The 19,177-nt window shown below is 68.2% G+C and carries 13 protein-coding genes; 10 read left to right on the top strand and 3 right to left on the bottom strand.

The window, feature by feature from the left end:
* Positions 1-34 precede the first annotated feature (34 nt).
* The 8 genes from IG04_RS0122305 to IG04_RS0122270 all read left to right on the top strand — a co-directional run bounded on the left by IG04_RS0122305 (position 35) and on the right by IG04_RS0122270 (position 7,715).
* Positions 35-922: a cellulose binding domain-containing protein gene (locus IG04_RS0122305; RefSeq protein ID WP_159460452.1), complete on the top strand. Its 888-nt coding sequence runs from the start codon at positions 35-37 to the stop codon at positions 920-922.
* Between the two features lie 214 nt (positions 923-1,136).
* Positions 1,137-2,060: a carbohydrate ABC transporter permease gene (locus tag IG04_RS0122300; protein WP_030478628.1), complete on the top strand. Its 924-nt coding sequence runs from the start codon at positions 1,137-1,139 to the stop codon at positions 2,058-2,060.
* Positions 2,050-2,883: a carbohydrate ABC transporter permease gene (locus IG04_RS0122295; RefSeq protein ID WP_051770412.1), complete on the top strand. Its 834-nt coding sequence runs from the start codon at positions 2,050-2,052 to the stop codon at positions 2,881-2,883. Before IG04_RS0122300 ends, IG04_RS0122295 begins: the two co-directional genes overlap by 11 nt.
* A gap of 15 nt (positions 2,884-2,898) precedes the next feature.
* The gene (locus IG04_RS0122290; protein ID WP_030478626.1) at positions 2,899-4,209 is read left to right on the top strand and encodes an ABC transporter substrate-binding protein; all 1,311 of its coding nucleotides are present in this window, start codon (positions 2,899-2,901) and stop codon (positions 4,207-4,209) included.
* Entirely contained in the window at positions 4,206-5,288 is a 1,083-nt protein-coding gene (locus IG04_RS0122285) for a Gfo/Idh/MocA family protein (RefSeq protein ID WP_030478625.1), read from the top strand. Before IG04_RS0122290 ends, IG04_RS0122285 begins: the two co-directional genes overlap by 4 nt.
* A complete protein-coding gene (locus tag IG04_RS0122280) occupies positions 5,270-6,151 on the top strand; it encodes a DUF6807 domain-containing protein (protein WP_211257792.1) in 882 nt (293 codons plus the stop codon). Before IG04_RS0122285 ends, IG04_RS0122280 begins: the two co-directional genes overlap by 19 nt.
* Positions 6,145-6,858 carry a cupin domain-containing protein gene (locus tag IG04_RS0122275; protein WP_063758300.1) on the top strand — a complete coding sequence of 238 codons (714 nt, stop codon included), beginning with the start codon at positions 6,145-6,147 and terminating at the stop codon, positions 6,856-6,858. Before IG04_RS0122280 ends, IG04_RS0122275 begins: the two co-directional genes overlap by 7 nt.
* A gap of 74 nt (positions 6,859-6,932) precedes the next feature.
* Positions 6,933-7,715 (top strand): family 16 glycosylhydrolase, encoded by a 783-nt coding sequence (locus tag IG04_RS0122270; protein ID WP_051770410.1) that lies wholly within the window; start codon positions 6,933-6,935, stop codon positions 7,713-7,715.
* A 42-nt stretch (positions 7,716-7,757) separates the two neighbouring features.
* On the opposite strand, the gene IG04_RS0122265 is transcribed toward IG04_RS0122270, so the two are convergent.
* Entirely contained in the window at positions 7,758-11,408 is a 3,651-nt protein-coding gene (locus IG04_RS0122265; RefSeq protein ID WP_245816097.1) for a glycoside hydrolase family 2 TIM barrel-domain containing protein, read from the bottom strand.
* Between the two features lie 277 nt (positions 11,409-11,685).
* Between IG04_RS0122265 and IG04_RS0122260 the strand changes: the two genes are divergently transcribed.
* Together IG04_RS0122260 and IG04_RS0122255 are read left to right on the top strand one after the other, a co-directional pair.
* Positions 11,686-13,086 carry a BNR repeat-containing protein gene (locus tag IG04_RS0122260; RefSeq protein WP_030478620.1) on the top strand — a complete coding sequence of 467 codons (1,401 nt, stop codon included), beginning with the start codon at positions 11,686-11,688 and terminating at the stop codon, positions 13,084-13,086.
* Position 13,087: 1 nt separating this feature from the next.
* Complete coding sequence (locus IG04_RS0122255; RefSeq protein ID WP_051770408.1) at positions 13,088-15,922, top strand: glycoside hydrolase; 2,835 nt, start codon at positions 13,088-13,090, stop codon at positions 15,920-15,922.
* Here the strand turns inward: IG04_RS0122255 and IG04_RS46635 are convergent.
* Positions 15,919-16,920 carry an SGNH/GDSL hydrolase family protein gene (locus IG04_RS46635; protein WP_030478618.1) on the bottom strand — a complete coding sequence of 334 codons (1,002 nt, stop codon included), beginning with the start codon at positions 16,918-16,920 and terminating at the stop codon, positions 15,919-15,921. The two genes, IG04_RS0122255 and IG04_RS46635, sit on opposite strands and share 4 nt — an antisense overlap.
* On the bottom strand, positions 16,917-19,160 hold the full coding sequence (locus IG04_RS46630; protein ID WP_030478617.1) for a rhamnogalacturonan lyase: 2,244 nt from the start codon (positions 19,158-19,160) through the stop codon (positions 16,917-16,919). Before IG04_RS46630 ends, IG04_RS46635 begins: the two co-directional genes overlap by 4 nt.
* Positions 19,161-19,177: the final 17 nt, after the last annotated feature.

Genomic DNA, 19,177 nt, shown 5'->3' with positions numbered 1-19,177 from the left:
TCCACACGAGACAGCCTGTCGGGGGAGAATGACGGTGGCGCGCAAGCACCTGCTGGTGATGTTGTTGCTGCTCACGGGCGCGTGCTCAGCGGAACCCCCGGCACCGTCGTCATCGCCCCAGTCCCCGCTGAAACCGCCGACGCTGGTCAACGAGGTGGTGCCGCCGCAGGACGTGCTCACCGTCGTGCGGGACGTGATCGACGCGCGGACCGTCGAGTTCGCCGACGGCACGATAGTCCGCGTCGCGTCGCTGGCGGAACCGAAGGCGTGCTTCGCGCAGGCCTCGCTCTCCTTCGCCAGGTCGACCCTGCTGGCGAGCTCCGTCAGGTTCACCGGACTGGAGATCGGCGTGGTGGACCTGGAACTGGAGAACGGCACCGACTACGCCGTGCTCGCCGTGCAGCAGGGCGCCCTGAAACCCGAGGGTGTCGAGAGCGGGCCGCTGATCAACGCCCGGGACGAGGCGTCCGCGGCCAGGCGAGGGCTGTGGGGCCCGCCCTGCGAGGGTTCCGACACCTCGAAACCCGCCCCCACCACGACGACCACGACCCCCGCGCCGCCACCACCGCCTCCCACGACCACGACCCCGCCGCCTCCGGCGAAGGCCTGTGCCGTCTCCTACCGGATCACCGGCCAGTGGCAGGGCGGGTTCCAGGCGAGCGTGACCGTGCGTAACACCGGTACCGCCGCGGTGAACGGCTGGTCGCTGCAGTGGGCCTTCTCGAACGGCGAGAGCGTCCGCGAGATGTGGGACGCGTCCGGCAGGCAGTACGGGTCGATTGTGAGCGCCGCGAACACGAGCTACAACCGGCAGATCGAGGCGGGCAAGTCGGTGCAGTTCGGCTTCAACGGCAACTCCCGCGGCCGTCCGGTCCCGCCCGCCGCGTTCTCGTTCAACGGTGTGAAGTGCGCGGTGGAGTAGGGACTCGCTGGCGCTGGGTGAGGTTTTGCGCTGGGGCGCAACAGCTTCAGCGACCGCGGTGGAACGTTGTCAACTGCCGCCATGGTTTCGAAACCTCTGCTGTTCGACGCCGTTCGACACGGTCGTTCGACGGCATTCGACAGCTTGCTTGACGCTCATCAGGCACCGATGCAGACTCCGGAAAGCGTTTTCCACACGGCGAGGTCGGGGGTCGATGAGCGCTCTAGACGAACTGCGTCAACTGCGCCGAGGTGGCGTCCAGGTACGGAAAAGTGACAACAGAGCCGCGTTCTGGTTCCTCGCGCCCTGGTTCGCCGGACTGCTCCTCGTCACGATCGGCCCGGTGATCGCGTCCTTCGCGCTGGGCTTCACGAAGTACAACCTGATCCAGCCGCCGAGGTTCATCGGATTCGACAACTTCCTGCGCATCCTCAGCGACTCCCGGCTGCACAACGCCCTGCGGGTCACGTTCACCTACGTGCTCGTCTCCGTGCCGCTGCAGCTGGCGTGCGCGCTGGGCGTCGCGCTGCTGCTCAACCGCGGGCTGCGCGGGCTCGCGTTCTACCGCTCGGCGTTCTACCTGCCGTCACTGCTCGGGTCGAGCGTGGCGATCGCGGTGCTGTGGACGCAGGTCTTCGGCACCGACGGACTGGTGAACCGGTTGCTGGGCTTCTTCGGCGTCGAGGGCAGGGGCTGGATCTCCGACCCGGACACCGCGCTGTCGACGCTGATCGTGCTGAACGTGTGGACGTTCGGCTCGCCGATGATCATCTTTCTGGCCGGGCTGAGGCAGATCCCGGAGGTCTACTACGAGGCCGCCGCGATCGACGGGGCGAGCAGGTGGTCACAGTTCCGGCGGATCACCCTGCCGCTGCTCTCGCCGATCCTGTTCTTCAACCTGGTGCTGCAGATCATCCACGCGTTCCAGTCGTTCACGCAGGCGTTCGTCGTCTCCGGCGGCACCGGCGGCCCGTCCGACTCGACCATGTTCTACACGCTCTACCTGTACCAGCAGGGTTTCAGCCGGTTCGACATGGGTTACGCGTCGGCGCTGGCGTGGTTCCTGCTGCTGATCATCGCCGCGTTCACCGCGGTCAACTTCTGGGCGGCGAAGTACTGGGTGTTCTATGACGACTAGAAGGCTCGCCACCCCGGTCAAGCATCTCGGCCTGGTCCTGATCGGGTTCGTGATGCTGTACCCGGTGCTGTGGATGATCGCGAGCTCGTTGCGGCCGGGCGACGAGATCTTCCGCAGTCCCGGCCTGATCCTCGACGGACTCCAGACCGAGAACTACACCGAGGGCTGGAACGCTCTCACGCCGTCGTTCGGCACCTACCTGCTGAACTCGGCGATCCTGGTGCTCGGCTGCATCGTCGGCAACCTCGTGTCGTGCTCGATGGCCGCCTACGCCTTCGCCCGGCTGCAGTTCACCGGCAAGCGGTGGTGGTTCGGCATCATGCTCGGCACGATCATGCTGCCGATCCACGTGATCATCGTGCCGCAGTACGTGCTGTTCTCGAACATCGGCTGGGTCAACACGTTCCTGCCGCTGATCGTGCCGAAGATCCTCGCCACCGACGCGTTCTTCGTCTTCCTGATGGTGCAGTTCATCCGCGGCCTGCCGCGCGAACTCGACGAGGCGGCGCGCATCGACGGCTGCGGCCACCCGCGGATCTTCCTCCAGATCATCCTGCCGTTGATGACACCGGCGCTCGCCACCACCACGATCTTCACGTTCATCTGGACGTGGAACGACTTCTTCAGCCAGCTGATCTACCTGACGGACCCGGACATGTACACGGTTCCCGTCGCCCTGCGCTCGTTCGTGGACTCGACGGTCGCCACCTCGTGGGGCTCGCAGTTCGCGATGAGCGTGGTGTCACTCCTACCGATCTTCCTCGCCTTCCTCGTCGGCCAGCGGTACCTCGTCAAGGGGATCGCGACGACCGGTGGCAAGTAGCCGAAAGGAAAGCTGATGCTCAGAGGTGTTCGCAGAGGGACCGCGTGGGCGGTCCTGCTGTCGCTGACCGCGTCCATGCTGGCGGCGTGTGGTTCCGGAACGGAGGCGGGTGCCGACCTCACGACCGAGAAGGTCACGCTGCGCTTCACCTGGTGGGGCGCGGACGACCGGCACAAGCGCACCCAGCAGGTCATCGAGATGTTCCAGCGCAAGCACCCGAACATCACCGTCAAAGGTGAGTTCAAGGAGTGGAACGGTTACTGGGACAGCCTCGCCACCACCATGGCGGCCAACGACGCCCCCGACATCATGCAGATGGACGAGCTCTACATCGCCTCCTACGCCGAGCGTGGCGCGCTGCTCGACCTGAACGAGGCCAAGAAGCACCTGGACACCACGAACTTCGACCAGAAGGCGCTCGCGACCGGTGCGATCGCCGGCAAGCAGTACGGGCTGCCGGTCGGCCTCGGCATGTACTCGATCATGGTCAACCTCGACCTGCTGGAGAAGTACGGCATCCCGGTGCCCGACGACACGAAGTGGTCGTGGGACGACCTGAGGAAGATCGGCGAGCAGGTGTCGAAGGCCGGGGGCGGCGCGGTGTTCGGCGTGCAGTCGCCGGGCATCAACGACGCGGCCGGGCTGAGCATCCGGGCGCGGCAGCAGGGCAAGGCGATGTTCGACGCCGACGCCAAGGTCGTGCTGCCGCAGGAGATCGCCCGTGACTACTGGCAGTACATCCTCGACCTGTCCAAGTCCGGTGTCGCGCCGCCGCCGTCGGTGAGCGTCGAGAAGGCGTCCGCCGGGCTGAACCAGTCGGCCACCGCGACCGGCACCGCGGTGTTCGGCCTGTGGTGGAACACCCAGCTGACCGCGCTGACCGCCGCCAGTGGCGCCAGGCTGAAGCTGCTGCGGCTGCCCGGCGAGACCCAGGGCGCCTCGCCCGGCGCCTACTACAAGCCGTCGATGTTCTGGTCGGTGTCCGCGAGGTCGAAGTACCCGGCCGAGGCCGCGGCGTTCGTGAGCTTCCTCGCCAACGACGACGAGGCGGCCAAGGTCCTGCTGACCGAACGCGGCGTGCCCGCCAACCAGAAGATCCGCGAGGCGATCGCCGGGCAGCTCAAGGACACCGACAAGGCCGCCAAGGAGTACCTCGACACCGTTCCGGTCAGCGATCCGCCGAGGATCACGCCGAACGGCGCCAGCACGCTCGACACGATCCTCAAGCGGCACACCGAGGACGTCCTGTTCGGCAGGACCACGCCCGACACCGCGGCGGCGGCGTTCATCAGGGAAGTCCAGTCCGAAGTGGACGCCGCACGGTGAGGCGGGCGGCCATCGTCGGCACGGGGGCGATCGCGGCGGCCCACGCCGAGTCGTTGCGGGTGATGGGCGAGCGCGTCGAACTGGTGGCGGTGGTGGACGTGGACGCCGATCGCGCCTCGGCGTTCGCCGCGGAGTGGGGTGTGCCGCGCGTGCACCTCACCGCCACCGCGTTGCTGGAGGCGGAAGAACTGGACGTCGTGCACGTGTGCACGCCACCACGCCATCACGTGCCGGTGGCGCTGGACTGCCTCGCCGCGAACGTGAACGTGCTGGTGGAGAAGCCGCCGGCGTTGTCGCTGAGCGAGATCGACACGCTGATCGCGGCCGAACGCGCTTCGACCGGCCGCGTCGCCACCGTGTTCCAGCACCGCTTCGGGCCGGCCGCGGTACGCCTGCGGCGGCTGGTCTCCGAAGGCGTGTTCGGCAGGTCGTTCGTCGCCAAGTGCGACACGCTCTGGTACCGCGGCGACGCCTACTTCGACATGCCGTGGCGCGGGACGTGGGAGAGCGAGGGCGGCGGCCCGACGATGGGCCACGGCATCCACCAGTTCGACCTCCTGCTGTCGGTCCTCGGACCCTGGCAGGAGATCCGGGCGGTGGCGGTCCGGCAGGCGCGGGACGTGCAGACCGAGGACGTCTCGATGGCACTGGTGACCTTCGCCGACGGCACGGTCGCCTCGGTGATCAACTCAGTGCTGTCGCCCAGGGAGACGTCGCAGCTGAGGTTCGACTTCGAACGCGCCACGGTCGAGGTCGAGCACCTCTACGGCTACACCGACGCGCATTGGACCGTGACTCCCGCGCCCGGCCACGACGAGATCGTCACGCGCTGGCGCGAGGAGCCGTCGGGGATCGTCAGTGGTCACCGGTGCCAGCTGGCGGCGTTCCTGGACGCGCTGGACAGCGGCGAGACGCCACCGGTGACCCTCGCGGACACCAGGAACACGATGGAGTTCATCGCGGCGCTCTACGCCTCCGCGTTCACCGGCACCGTGGTGAAGGCAGGCCAGATCGGCCCGGACAGCCCGTTCCACGCGACGATGGAAGGGATCGGTGCCCCGTGGGTGAACACCCGGTGATCACGCGGCAGGACGACGAGGTGCTCACCGTGTCGGTGGGCGACGTCGAGCTCTTCCGGTACGTCTACCGGCCCTCCACGCCCGCGTTCGAGGGGCCGAAACCCTACCTGCACCCGGTGCGCACGCTCGCCGGTGACGTGGTGACGGCGTTCCGGCCGCACGACCACCGCTGGCACAAGGGTGTGCAGATGACCGCGACCGACGTGTCGGGGGAGAACTTCTGGGGTGGCGTCACGTACGTGCGTGACCGGGGCTACGCGGCGCTGTCGAACGTCGGAACCATGCGGCACGAGGAGTTCGAGGTCGACGGTTCCCGGATCGGCGAGCGGCTGTCGTGGTTCACCGAGGAGGGAGAACGCTGGGTCGGTGAGACGCGTTCGATGGCGGTGCGCGATGTCGAGGACGACTCGTGGACGCTGGAGTTCGCCACCACGCTGACGAATCTGCGTGCCGAGCCGCTGGTGTTCGGCAGCCCGACCACCAACGGGCGTGAGCTCGCCGGCTACACCGGGTTCTTCTGGCGCGGCCCGCGTTCGTTCACCGAGGGCACTGTGATCGCCGCGGACGGGGGAGCCGGGCAGGAGATGATGGGCAGGACAGCGCGCTGGCTCGCGTTCGTCGGCCGGCACGACGAGGTGGATCGCTCGTCGACGCTGCTGTTCCTGGACCACCCGGACAACATGGGTACACACTGGTTCGTGCGCAGCACGCCGTTCGCGGCGGTCAACCCGTCCTTCGCCTTCCACGACACGGTGGAGCTGGCTCCGGGCGACGCGCTGAACCTGCGCTACCGGCTCGTCGTGGCCAACGGCGAGTGGGACGCCGCGCAACTGGAATCCTATGTGGAGGAACATCCGTGGTGACGCCGTTTCCGGGCGGGGTGGGCATCTCCGGCCTGCGGGTGTACGACTGGCCGACGGTGGACGGGGTGTGCGGTGGTTCACCGCACGTCCACCTCGCCTGCTCGGAGTGCTACTACGTGATCGGCGGGCAGGGCAGCGTCCAGACCCTGACCCGGCGCGGGTTCGCCGAGACGCCGCTGCGCGAGGGCGGCGTCGTCTGGTTCACGCCCGGCACGATCCACCGCCTGGTCAACGACGGCGATCTGCGGATCATCGTCGTGATGCAGAACAGCGGCCTGCCCGAGGCCGGGGACGCGGTGTTCACCTTTCCCGCCGAAGTGCTGGCCGATGCCGGGAACTACGCCGCGCACGCTCAGGCCGGTGACGAGGAGTCCGCCCGGCGGCGCAGGGACCTCGCCCTCGAAGGGTTCCTGGAGCTGCGGCAACGCGTCGAGGCGGGCGAGGATGCGGCGCTGGACGCCTTCTACCGCTCGGCTGTGCGGCTGAAGCAGGGCGTTCTGGACGATTGGGAGGAACGGTGGCGGACCGGCGCGCTGGCGTCGGCCGAACGCACCGGTGAGCAGTTGGACCGGTTGCGGGACGGCGACATCGGCCACCTCGCGGAGGCGGACGTCCACGTGGTCCGCGCGGAAGGCCCGAGGCGGTTCGGGATGTGCGGCCGGCTCGACGTCCACGACCCGGCTGAGGGCAGCTCACCGCACGACTGACACCGTCGATCGAACCGTCCGTCGAATCGACGGAACTGTTGTGCGGCAACGAGTCTGTCCAGGACAGTAAGGCGATGAGAATCGCAGCAGGCGCACTCGTCGTCGTCCTCACCGCCGCTTCCACGACCCCCGCGAACGCGGCGGCGTGGGAAGAGGTGATCGGGACAGGTTCCTTCAGCGGCTACGGCGCGCTGGAGTCGGAGTGGAACTACCGTTACCCGTGGGGTTCCGACCACAACGGCACGGCCAGGATGTACGCGAGCTCCAGCGACCACAACCACGTGTCGCTCTCCGGCGGCGTGCTGACGGTGAAGGCGACGCGCATCTCCTGGGACGAGGGTAACAGCACGGCCGATCCGCACCTGCCCATCCGCTACCACTCCGGCGCTATCCACGCGAAGGAACACGTCGTGGTGAACGACCAGTTCCCGAACTGGGAGGTGAAGGGCGACTTCCAGGCGCCGTCTACCCGCGGCACCTGGCCCGCGTTCTGGCTGACCGGCGTCAACAGCTGGCCGCCGGAGAGCGACATCCTGGAGTTCAAGGGGGACAACCGGAACTGGTTCAACACCTTCCGGACGTCCAGTGACGTGTCGAGCTCGATCGTCGCCGTCTCGTCGCCGGGCTCGTGGCACACCTACCGGGCCTGGATGACCAAGGTGAACGGCACCGACGTCGACATCCACTACTACCTCGACGGCAAGTGGATCGCCAAGCACACCGCGAGGAACTTCGTCGGCAAGCGGCTCTGGGTGATCATCAACATGCAGATGGAGGGCTCGTCCGGCAGCCCTGGCCCGACCGCGGAGACCGTGTACCGGGCCCGCAACGTCTACATCGGACGCACACGGGCGTGAAAGTGAGGTGGCCCCGGCGAACACCGGGGCCACCTCCACCGGTCAGGCCCCCGCCGGAAGGCCCGACCTGGCTTCCTGCGACGTCAGCGGCCGCATGGTGATCGTGTACTCGTAGGTGCTGTCAGGACGGACCTGGCTGCGCTGCCGCACCGGGTTCGGCGTGTCACCGACACCTGTCACGGCGTGGTCGGCGTGCAGCGTGAAGTACCCCTTGTTGCGCTGCAACATGAACGGGTACGCGGCGCGCTCGATGTCGTCGTACTGCGTCACGCTGACCTCGCGAGCCCCCGACACCAGCAGACCGGACGTGCGTCCGTCGGTGAGCAACGCCCACCGGGTGTCGGTGTGGTTGCCGTGGTCCTGCGGGCGGTGGTACTCGACGTACTGGTCGGCCACCGAGGTGGAGTGCACCCCGATCGGCGTGCCGTCCTTGCGGTCGACGTAGCTCTCCGCCTTCCGGCCGTACCAGGAGAACTCGGAGTAGCGGTCGGGCACGGACAGCTGGACACCGATGCGGGGCAGGTACGGCAGCGTCCGCATAGAACCCTGCGGCGTCACGCGGTGCCCGAGTCGCAGCACACCGGCCGAGTCGACCGAGTAGACCATCGTCTGGTCGAACCACGCCCCGCTCACACCGGGCGCGGCCACCTTGCTGTCCACGATGATCCTGGTGGTCTTGTGCCCATCCTTCTCCACCCGCACACCGGACACCGTGGTCTCCAGCCGGTCCAGGCCGGCCTTGCGCCAGTCCTCACCCTCGGCGCGGCCCCACGTGTAGGTCTCGTTGCTGATCGGCGCACGCCACGCGTCGAGCTTTGGACCGCTGGCAAGCAGCTCGCGGCCCCACGACTTGATGGACGTCAGCGCACCGGACTTCTTGTCCACCGTGTAGGTGGCGCCCGCCGCGGTGGCGGTGACCTTCTGGGCGTCCTCGTGGGTGAACACGGCGGCCCAGTCGAGCGGCGCCTTGTCCAGACCGGGAACGCGGCTGCCGCCCAGTGCGAACTGGTCGTGCGCGAGCACGTGCCCGGCCGGGAGCAGCGGTGCCGCCGACGACGTGACCGTTTCGACGGTCAGGAACCGTTCCCGGTCGGCGTCGTTGACCGGCACCGGCAGCGAGATCGGCGCGGTCGATCCGGCGGCGACCCGCAACGGCTGTTCACCGCTCCTGACCACCCGCGAGCCTTCGGTGACGCGCCAGCGCAGGGTGAGGTCGTCGGTGCCGGTGAACTGGCGTTCGTTGGTCACCGACAGCACACCGCCGGAGTAGCCGAACCGGATCGGCTGGTGTGCCCACGCCATCTGCGTGGTCTCCGGCTGGGGCTTGCGGTCCGTGCCGATCAGACCGTCCACACCGGACAGCGTCGACCCGTAGGCGAAGTGGGTGCCACGTTCCTGCACGCTGTCGAAGTCGAGCGCCAGCACGGCGCCGCCGGCCGGGGCGGCGGACACGCCGAGTTCGGCGGCCGGCAACGCCCGGTCGTAGACGCGGACGTCGTCGACCTCACCGCGAGCCATCCAGCCGACGGTCGACGGGTCGTTCCACGACATCTCGAAGTCGCGGCCGATGTTCACGTCCGCTGCCGAGTAGTCGATCGCGCCGGTGAACGGCAGGGTGCCGACCTCGGCGCCGTCGATGTACAGCCGCAGCGCGGTGCCGTCGTACGTACCGCTGACCCGGTGCCACTTGCCGTAGAAGTCGGCGGGCACCTTCGCCTGCACCGCGCGCCACGTGCCGCTGTGGATGAAGAACTCGAGCGTGGTCTCGTCCTTCATCTTGAGCGTCCACTGGTGGTCGCCCTTGGCGATGATGGGGAACTGGCCGGTCCACTTGCCGGGCTTGACCCAGGCGTCGAGCGTCAGCGCCGTGCCGGTGATGTCGAGCTTGCGGTCGCGGTAGACCTCGACGAAGTCGTCGAGCCCGGACAGCGACAGCGCCTTGCCGCGGTGGCCGTCGACGAGCTTGGGCGCACCGGACAGCAGCGCCGTGATGTCGTTGCCGGAACTGTCCGGTGCGATGCGGGTCTTCTGCTTGATGTTCTGCTCGGCCCAGTCCCAGATGAAGCCGCCCTGGGTCTGCGGGTTGGCCCGGATGATGTCCCAGAACTCCCGGAAGTTGCCCAGGCTGTTGCCCATCGCGTGGGCGTACTCGCCGAAGATCAGCGGCTTGGTCGTGCTCTTCGCCTGCTCGGCGAACCGCTCCGGCGACGGGTAGCGCGGTCCCCAGATGTCGGCGAACGGCGCGTCACCGTCGGGGTTGTTGGACTGGTGGTAGATCGGCCGCGACGGGTCGTTGGCCTTGAGCCACTTCGCCATCTCGAAGTGGTGCGCGCCGAGCCCCGCCTCGTTGCCGGTGTCCCACAGGAAGACGCTCGGGTGGTTCTTGTCCCGCTCGACCATGCCGATCAGGCGATCCAGGAACGTGTCGCGCCACTCCGGCTGGTTGGCCTGGCACCACCGGGCGCAGTTCTCGTGGTTGTGGGTCTCGATGTCGACCTCGTCGCCGATCCAGATGCCGTGCTTGTCGGCGAGGTCGTAGAAGTACGGGTCGCTCGGGTAGTGCGAGGTGCGCACGGCGTTGACGTTGAGCTGCTCCATCAGCGCCACGTCGCGTTCCTGCGCCGCACGCGGGACGTGCCGGCCGTGGTCCGGGTTTGTCTCCGCGCGGTTGACGCCCTTGAACAGCACGCGCTTGCCGTTGATCAGCAACGTCCTGTTCCGGATCTCGATCTCGCGGAAACCGGTGGTGTCACTGGTGATGTGTGTGATCTTGCCGTCGGGCGCGGTCAGCGTCAGCACGACGGTGTAGAGGTTCGGCGTCTCGTCGGTCCACTTGGCCGGGTTGCGCACCGGCAGGGTGAGACGGGCGGTGCTGCCGTCGGTCTCCTGGCTCGCCGAACCGACTTCGGCGCCACGGGAGTCACGCAGGCTGGCGGTGACGCGGTGCGTCCCGGTGGTGCCACCGGGCTTGTGGCCGAGCTCGACGTCCGCGGTGAGGGTCGCGTCGGTGTAGGTGGCGTCGAGGTCGGTCCTGAGCGTGACGTCCTGGATGAACGTGGCGGGCGTCGAGTACAGCGACACCGAGCGGAAGATGCCCGAGTACCGCCACTGGTCGTAGTCCTCGAGGTAGGAACCGGCGCTCCAACGGTGCACCTGGACCGCGATCTTGTTGTGGCCCGGTCGCAGCGCGGAGGAGATGTCGAACTCGGCCGGGGTGTAGCCGCCCTGGTCGTAGCCGATGTACGTGCCGTTGACCCACACGAAGTAGCCGGACGTCACGCCCTCGAAGCGCACGAACGTGGCGCGCTTCGTCCAGTCGGCGGGCACGTCGAAGTCGCGGACGTAAGCACCAGTCGGGTTCACGTCGCGGGGCACGCGGGGCGGGTCGTCCGGCTGCACCTCGGTGGCGATGTTGCGGAAGATCGGGTGGTCGAGGCCGTCGGTCTGCCAGGTGTGCGGCACGGTCACGGTGCGCCAGCCGGACGTGTCGTGGTCGTCGGCGTAGAACCGCGCCGGAACGTCGGCGGGCCTGTCCGCCATGGAGATCCGCCACTTGCCGTCCAGCGACTGCGTGAACGGGGTGCGCTCGTCGCCGCGGACGGCCGAGGCGACATCGGCCTGAGGGAGCAGCAATGCGTGGTGCGGCTCCTGGCCCTCGGCGATCTTGCGCGGATCCTCCAGGTAGGTGTGCACGTCCGGAGGTGGATCGACTGCGGAGGCGATCGGTGTCGTCGAACCAACCGCAACTAACAGCACCGTGGCAAGAACAATCGCGCGCCGCACGCTGAACCTCCATGTTCAGACAGAACTGAACACAAGTGAACAGTCGGGGCGAAGGGGCGACAAGAGGCCACGAGGTTCGCGCCGTTCACAGCGCGCATTGTGTTATCGAACAACTCAAGGCTTGCGTTCGATTTTGTTCGACTTCACGCTCCGTGGAACATGCCGAACCGCGACAGCCGGGGGAACCGTGAAGAGGATCGTTCTGAGCTTGGTGACGGTGCTGCTGGCGTCGTCGGGAACCGCGTTGGGTGCGCCCGCGGCGGCACCGGCGGTGAGCCTCGTGGCCGACACACTGCTTGATCCTTCAGCGCTGTACTTCGTGTCCTACGACGGGGTGGTGAACAACAACTCGTTCCAGCAGGACGCGATCCTGACCTACCAGGGACGTCAGTACGCCACCTGGTACACCGCGAGCCGCAACGCCGTGGTGGCGCGGCGGACCGTGGGCAGCTCGCGGTGGGAGAGCGTGGTGCTGCCGCACCGGCTCAGCGCCAACGATTCGCACAACGTGATCTCGCTGGGAATCTCCCCGCAGGACAACACGATCCACGTCGCGCTGGACACGCACAACACACGATTGTTCTACTTCCGGTCCCAGCCCGGCCTCGCGACCGGCGCCCAGCAGTGGAACGCCGCCGCGTTCGGTGCGGTGCAGCGTACGCTCGGCGGCGTCGAGCTCGGTTCCATGACCTACCCGCAGTTCGTGGTGACACCCGAAGGCAGACTGCAGTTCAGCTACCGCACCGGTGGCTCCGGCAACGGCGTCAACGAGCTGGCCGAGTACTCCGGCGGCACGTGGCGCAAGCTCGGCGGATGGTCGTCCGCCACCGGTTCGTACACCGGCCCGAACGGCGTGGTGTCCACGACCCGCAACATGTACCTGCACGGCCTGACCTATGACCGAAGTGGACGGTTGCACGCCGCTTTTACCTGGCGTGAAGGCAACACCGGCGTGCTGTGCAACGCGGGCGGGCTGACCAACCACGACACCGGCTACGTCTACAGCGACGACCGCGGCCGGACGTGGCGCAACGGTGCCGGAACAGTGGTGGGCACGACCGGTGGCGCGCGGGTGAGCGTCAACTCGCCAGGTCTGGTGGCGGATCCGCTCGACCCGAACCACGGCCTGATGAACCAGGAGAGCCAGGCCGTGGACGCGCAGGGCCGGCCGCACGTCGTGATCAGCTATGTACCCGGCCGGTTCACCCAGTGCGTGTCGAACTACGCGCAGCAGCGCACGCAGTACGGCCGCACCTTCCACGTCTTCCGCGGAGCCGACGGCAGGTGGACCAAGATGGAGGTGCCGATCCCGCCGAACCACACCCAGCGCACGAAGATCGTGTTCGACCGGGACGACAACGCGTACCTCGTGCTGCCGCGCGGGAAGATCGTGGCGGCGAGCAAGGCGAGCGGCTGGACGAACTGGACGACGTTGTTCGACCGCCCGTCACTGCGGGCGTTCGGCGAGGTGAACGTGGACGCGTCCCGCGTCGCGTCCCAGGGAATTCTGTCGGTGCAGTACCAGCAAACCTCCAGCGGCACCACGCCGTCGCCGATCCGTGTCGCCGACTTCCGGCTGGGAGCCTGACATGGCGCGACTTCTGCTGGTTCTCGTCCTCCTCGCCGCCGGTCTCGCCACGCCGGCCGCCGCGGACCCGTTGCCGCAGAACGGGGTCACCGTTCGCGTCGACCCGTCGTACCAGCAACCGGAGTTCGAGGGCTGGGGCACCAGCCTGGTGTGGTTCGCGAACATCACCGGTGGTTATCCGGAGCCGATCCGCCGCAAGCTCGTCGACCTGCTGTTCGGTGAGGACGGACTGCGCCTGAACATCGCGCGGTACAACATCGGCGGCGGCAACGCGCCCGACGTCCGCAAGGACTACATGAAGAAGGGCGCGACGATGGAGGGCTTCTGGAAAGCCCCTCCCGGCACCACGCGCGCCGATGTGGACTGGTGGCAGCCGGACAACCCGGACCACTGGGACTTCTCCGCGGACGCCAACCAGCGCTGGTGGGTCGACCAGATCAAGCGCGAGGTCACGAAATGGGAGGCGTTCAGCAACTCACCGCCGTGGTTCCAGACCGTCAGCGGCTACGTCTCCGGCGGCTTCGACGCGAACACCGACCAGATTCGCCGGGACCGCGTCGAGGACTTCGCCACCTACCTGGCGCGCGTGACCCAGGAGATGGAACGCGCGCACGGCATCAAGTTCGACACGCTCGCGCCGTTGAACGAGCCCAACACGAACTACTGGGGCACGCAGATCGGTCCTGACGGCCAGCCGACCGGTGGACGCCAGGAGGGCGCGCACGCCGGACCCGAGTTGCAGCAAGAGGTTCTGCTCGCCACGCGCCGCGCGCTCGACCAACTGAGGTCGCGGGTGAAGGTGTCCGCGATGGACGAGACGAACCCAGGCACGTTCGTGCGCAACTGGAACGGCTACGGCCCGGCGCGGGACGTGGTCGACCAGCTCAACGTGCACACCTACGGCACGGGCCAGCGCACCAGCGTCCGCGACATCGCCAAGGGCGCCGACGAGAAGCTCTGGATGAGCGAGGTCGAGGGCACCTGGGGCAACGGCACCACCGACTACACGAGCATGGAACCCGGCCTGGGCATGGCGACCAGGATGCTCGAGGACATCCGCGAGCTCGAACCGTCCGCCTGGGTGTTCTGGCAACCGATCGAGGACACCGTCCCGCAGGCGGCCGCCGGCAAGAACTGGGGCAGCATCCACATCCCGTTCGACTGCACGGCGGACGACACGCTGGAGTCCTGTCCGATCAGGACCAACACCAAGTTCCACACCATCCGCAACTTCACCCACTTCGTCCGGCCGGGCGACCGGTTCGTCAAGACCGACGACCCGTCGAGCGTGGCCGCGGTGAAGCGGTCCGGTCTGGACGCGACGGTCGTGCACGTCAACAGCGGCAACACCGGCCGTGCGGTGACGCTGGACCTGTCCCGGTTCGGGCTCGTCTCGCCGCTGGCCAAGGTGACCCCGGTCGTCACCGACGCGTCCGGAGCCCTCGTGCGAGGCAAGCCCGTGCGGGTGGCCGGGAAGTCGGCGACGGTCACGGTGCCGGCGAAGTCGGTCACCACGTTCCTCGTCGACGGTGTGGCGGGGGTGTCCGGTGACGCCGCGCTCGTCCAGCCCGATCACGTGTACCGGATCGCCACGGGCGGGAAGTCCCTGCAGCCGTCCGACGACTGGGCGAAAGCGGTCCTGCGGACGACCGACACCACAAGCGCACGGCAGCTGTGGGCGGTGCGGAAACTGGGACACGGCAACGGAAACCGCGAGCGGTACGAGATCGTCAGCGCCGTGACCGGAACCCGGCTGGCCGCATCGGGTGACGCCGTCGTGCTGCAGTCGGCCAGGGACACCGCGGCTCAGTGGATCATGTCGACGACCGGTGACGGCAGCTGGACTTTTGTGAACGCTGCCACCGGCACGCTGATCGAGGCGACCGGTGAGACCGTGTCGGCGAAGACCCCGACATCAGGCGCGAACCAGCGCTGGACACCGGTCGACGAGACCGTGCAGCGCACTCAGGACACCGCTGTGTTCACGGTTCCCAAGCTTCGGCCCGTGCTGCCGCAGACCGTGACGCCGGTGTACCCGGACGGAGCACGGGGCGCAGTTCCCGTGGTCTGGAACCTCCCGCCGGACTGGCGCTGGCAACAGCCCGGCACCGTGCGCGTCCACGGCACGGCGACGGACGTGCTCGGGCGCAAGCTGCCCGCGCTGGCCGTGGTCACCGTCGACACGATCGCCACGACACTGCCCGCTCGCGCGAAGACCTACGTCGGCGGGCGGCCCGAACTGCCGGCCACCGTCACAGGTGTGGGTAAACGAGGCGGCAGGGCCGAACTCCCCGTCGTGTGGGACGCCGCGGAGTTCGACCACGTCGGGACGGTGACGGTGACCGGCCGCGCCCAGGTCGTCGACGGCAGCACGGTGGCCGCGACGGCGGTGGTGCAGGTGACCGAGCCGGTGGAGGTGAACGCGGCGCTGGACGCTGCTGTCGCGGCGACCTACACCGAGTCCGGCTACTCCGCGGAACGGCTGCGCAACGGCGTCACGGAGGAGAAGGCATGGTCGAACTGGAGGTCCGGCACCAAGAACCCTGCCGACACGATCACCTTCTCGTTGCCCGGAACCCGTGATCTCACGCGGGTGGCCGTGCATTCTCACCGCGACGGCGAGGGCGGTATCGCCCAGAGCCTCAAGGTCCAGGTGCGGACGGTCGAGGGCACGTGGGTCGACGCGAGCGGCGACGTCGAAGTCACCGCGCTGCGGACCGAGGTCGTGCTGAACCCATCGCCGCCGGCGACCGCCGTGCGAGTCGTCCTCACCGCGCGCCCGTCCGGGTACCTCACTCTTGGCGAGATCGAGGTGCTGGCGAAGGCACCTGCTTAGATTCTGGCTGCCACGATCGGCGCCAGCCGGTCGGCGATCTTGCGGTGACCCTGGTCGTTGGGATGCACGTTGTCCGTCGTGTCGGTGGCCTCGTTGATCCAGCCCAGGGTGTCGACGAAGTGCACGTTGCGGTCGCCGCCGTCGGTGAGCGCCTTCACCGCCGCCTGGGTCTCCGGGACGTACCGCTTGCGGAACGTGGTGAGGGCGAAGATCGCCGCGGTCGGGTATTTCTCCCGCGCACGCCGGAGAAGAGTGACATAGGAGGAGCGGAACTGCTCCTTGGTCACGCTGTGGCCGACGTCGTTCGTGCCGAGGTTGATCACGACGGCGTTCGCCCTGTACCGGCTGAAGTTCCACGCGGGCGCGTTCAGTGCCAGGCCGGTGCGCAGGAAGCCCTCCCGCATGCTCAGGCAGCCGTCCGCCGCCGGGTGCAGGCACGCGCCGCCCACCGCGATCTGGGTGTGGCCGACCTTGAGCTTCTCGCCGGTCAGCCAGCCGTACGCGGTGAGCGCCTGCTTCGACGACTGCTGGCCGACGGTGATCGAGTCGCCGACGAACTCGATGGTCTTCGACGGCACGGCGGGCGTGAACGTGCGTGCGCCGGTGTCGATCTCGATGCCCTGGTACACCGCGTCGCCCTTGTAGGAGCCCGCGATCGGGCGGTAGGAGACACGCAGGGTGTGGTTGCCCGCGGCCAGTGGCGCCGGGGTGAGGTTCACTGTGCCGGTTCGGTTCACATAGGACACGTCAGGTCCGCCGTCGATGCTCACGAAGAAGTCGATCGCGCGGCGTTGCTTGAGCTTCACCGTCCGGCCGGTGAAGCCGACGACGAGGTAGGCGCCCGCCCATTCGGAGACGTAGGCGCTCGACGAGCTCGTGTTCCAGCGGCCGAAGTACTTGACGTTCGGGTCGGTGGGCGAGCTCGAGGTGGCGGCGGACGCCGGCGGGGCGGCGGTGCTCACGAGAACCGCCACCGTGACGAGAAGTCCTTTGATCATGATCCGGCCAATCGGTGCGAGGGCAGGGGAACGCGCGACCAGTCGACGTCCGAGGCGAAGTAGAAGCCCGGGTACGACGGCTGGTTGTAGGAGGTCTGCTGACGGGCGACATCGACGCGGTACTGGCGGTCGTGCATGAGCGTGTACATCTTGTGGTTCGTCGGCTCGGTGCTGAGGTAGAAGCGCAGTGCGGTGCTGTCCTGCGTGCGCACAACCAGCTCCTCGCGCCAGTCGCCGAACACGTCGGCCACGAGCGACGGGTTTCCCTTGGTGCCGTTGTTGGTGCGCGTTCCGGTGGCGGTGAGCAGCGTGCCGCGCTGCCAGTCCTCGACGGCCGGCGTCGCGTCCTGGGCGCCGGTCACGATCTGGGTGGTCAGGTCACCGGCCCAGCGGATGCTCATGTTCGTTCCGGGAGAACGGGTGTCGAGCCGGCGGCCGTCCGCGCTCCAGATGCCCGCGGACTCGGAGCCGTTCGGCATGGACGCCCACGTCTCGATGCCGGGCACGTCGGGGCGGACGTCACCGATCATGCCGCGGCCGGTGTCCATTCCGGAGTAGGTGCCGTAGATCGTCGCACCGGTGCGGGCGTCGCGCATCGCGTAGCCGTACGGGGCGGAGCGGGCGCCCTCGTGGACCATGAAGATCTCGAGGCCGGGACGGTTCGGGTCGATGTCGGTGACGTGCAGGGCATCACCGTGTCCGACCCGGACCGTGGCTCCCGGTTCCACGCTGCCCGGTGGCAGCACACCGACCGAGCTGTACAGCAACGAGCCGTCGTCGTCGAGTGTCGCGCCGCCGTAGATGATCTCCTGCTTGCCGTCACCGTCCACGTCGGCGACACTCAACGAGTGCGAGCCCTGCGTCGTGAGCTTGGCATGGCTGGGGCTCGTGCCGTCGCGGCCGTGCGGGGAGTCGCGGAACGGGTTCGTCATCGGCACCCAGCCGCTGTCGACGAGCCAGCGCTTCTTGAGTCGCCTGCCGTCCCAGTCGTAGGTCGCGACCGTGGAACGGGTGTAGTAGCCACGGGCGAAGATCGCGGAAGGGCGCTTGCCGTCCAGGTAGGCGACTCCCGACAGGAACCGGTCGACACGGTTGCCCGGTTCGATGCGGGACATCGCGTAGTCGCCCCACAGGAGCCCGTCGTCGGTGCGGCCGGGTTCGTAGCGGACGGTCTGCAGCTCGCGTCCCGTGGCGCCGTCGAACACGGTCAGGTATTCCGGGCCGTCGATGACGAACCCGGCGAACTGGCGCAGTTTGTTGTTGGCACTGCGGGACGGCGCGTACACGTCGATGAAGTGGTCGGCCAGCGCGGCAGCGTCCTCTGTGGACAACGGGTAGGTGTACCGTTGCTCGATGCCGAACGCCTGCTCCAGCGTCGCGGGCCACCGGCCGGCGACCACCTCGGGATGGGAGTCCCAGCCGCGGAACACGCCGGCGAGGTGGTCGTGGTAGCCCTCCGGGCTGAGCCGGTAGTCGTCGGTGTGCCGGTACCCGGCGCGCACGTCCTCGCGCGGCATCGTGATGAACCGCTCGCGTCCGTCCCGAGTGCCCGGCGCGGTCTTCGTCATCAGCTCCGCGCGGCCGTCACCGTCGAAGTCGTAGAACAGGAACTGGGTGTAGTGCGCGCCCGCCCGGATGTTCACACCGAGGTCGATCCGGTGCAGCAGCGTGCCGTCGAAGCGGTACGTGTCGAGGTACACCGGTCCGGTGTAGCCGACCTGCGAGACGTCCTTGGAGTTGCTGGGATCCCACTTGACGACGTACTCGTACTGGCCGTCGCCGTCCACGTCGCCGACGCTGACGTCGTTGGGGGAGTAGGTGTAGTGCTCACCGGCCGGCGTCACGCCGTCCGCCGGCTTGCGCAGCGGCAGGTCGTGATGGGACGCCGTCCACGCCGTCACGGGCTTGCTGCGCCCCAGCGGGACACCGCGTCGTACGGGAGCGACCTGGTACCGCGCACCGGGTGCCCCGCCGGTGTCGACGTACGTGGTGCTGTCGCTGACGGTCGCGATGCGCTTCCCGTCCCGGTACACCGCGAAGCCGGGACCCGAGAGACCGGTGGCGGTGGAGCCGGTGGCTTCCCGGCCGAGCATGCGCCAGCTCAGGTGCACGCCACCCTCGACGGAGGCCGCGACGAGCCCGCGGTGTTCATCCGGTGTGGGGTGCGCGGCAGCAGGCAGCTGCCCGGCCAGGACGGCTGTGAACACCAACGGCAGCAGAACCCCTCGTCGCAGATCCACGACGGCTACGATGGACC

It is taken from the genome of Lentzea albidocapillata, assembly GCF_000719115.1.
Lineage (GTDB): Bacteria > Actinomycetota > Actinomycetes > Mycobacteriales > Pseudonocardiaceae > Lentzea > Lentzea albidocapillata.
The sequence above is the reverse complement of the archived record's forward strand: the minus strand, read 5'-3'. Positions and strand labels throughout refer to the sequence as shown.

Coding starts and splice junctions, on each gene's coding strand:
- IG04_RS0122300 (WP_030478628.1), top strand. CDS start 1,137: ATGAGCGCTCTAGACGAACTGCGTCAACTGCGCCGAGGTGGCGTCCAG.
- IG04_RS0122295 (WP_051770412.1), top strand. CDS start 2,050: ATGACGACTAGAAGGCTCGCCACCCCGGTCAAGCATCTCGGCCTGGTC.
- IG04_RS0122290 (WP_030478626.1), top strand. CDS start 2,899: ATGCTCAGAGGTGTTCGCAGAGGGACCGCGTGGGCGGTCCTGCTGTCG.
- IG04_RS0122270 (WP_051770410.1), top strand. CDS start 6,933: ATGAGAATCGCAGCAGGCGCACTCGTCGTCGTCCTCACCGCCGCTTCC.
- IG04_RS0122255 (WP_051770408.1), top strand. CDS start 13,088: ATGGCGCGACTTCTGCTGGTTCTCGTCCTCCTCGCCGCCGGTCTCGCC.
- IG04_RS46635 (WP_030478618.1), bottom strand. CDS start 16,920: ATGATCAAAGGACTTCTCGTCACGGTGGCGGTTCTCGTGAGCACCGCC.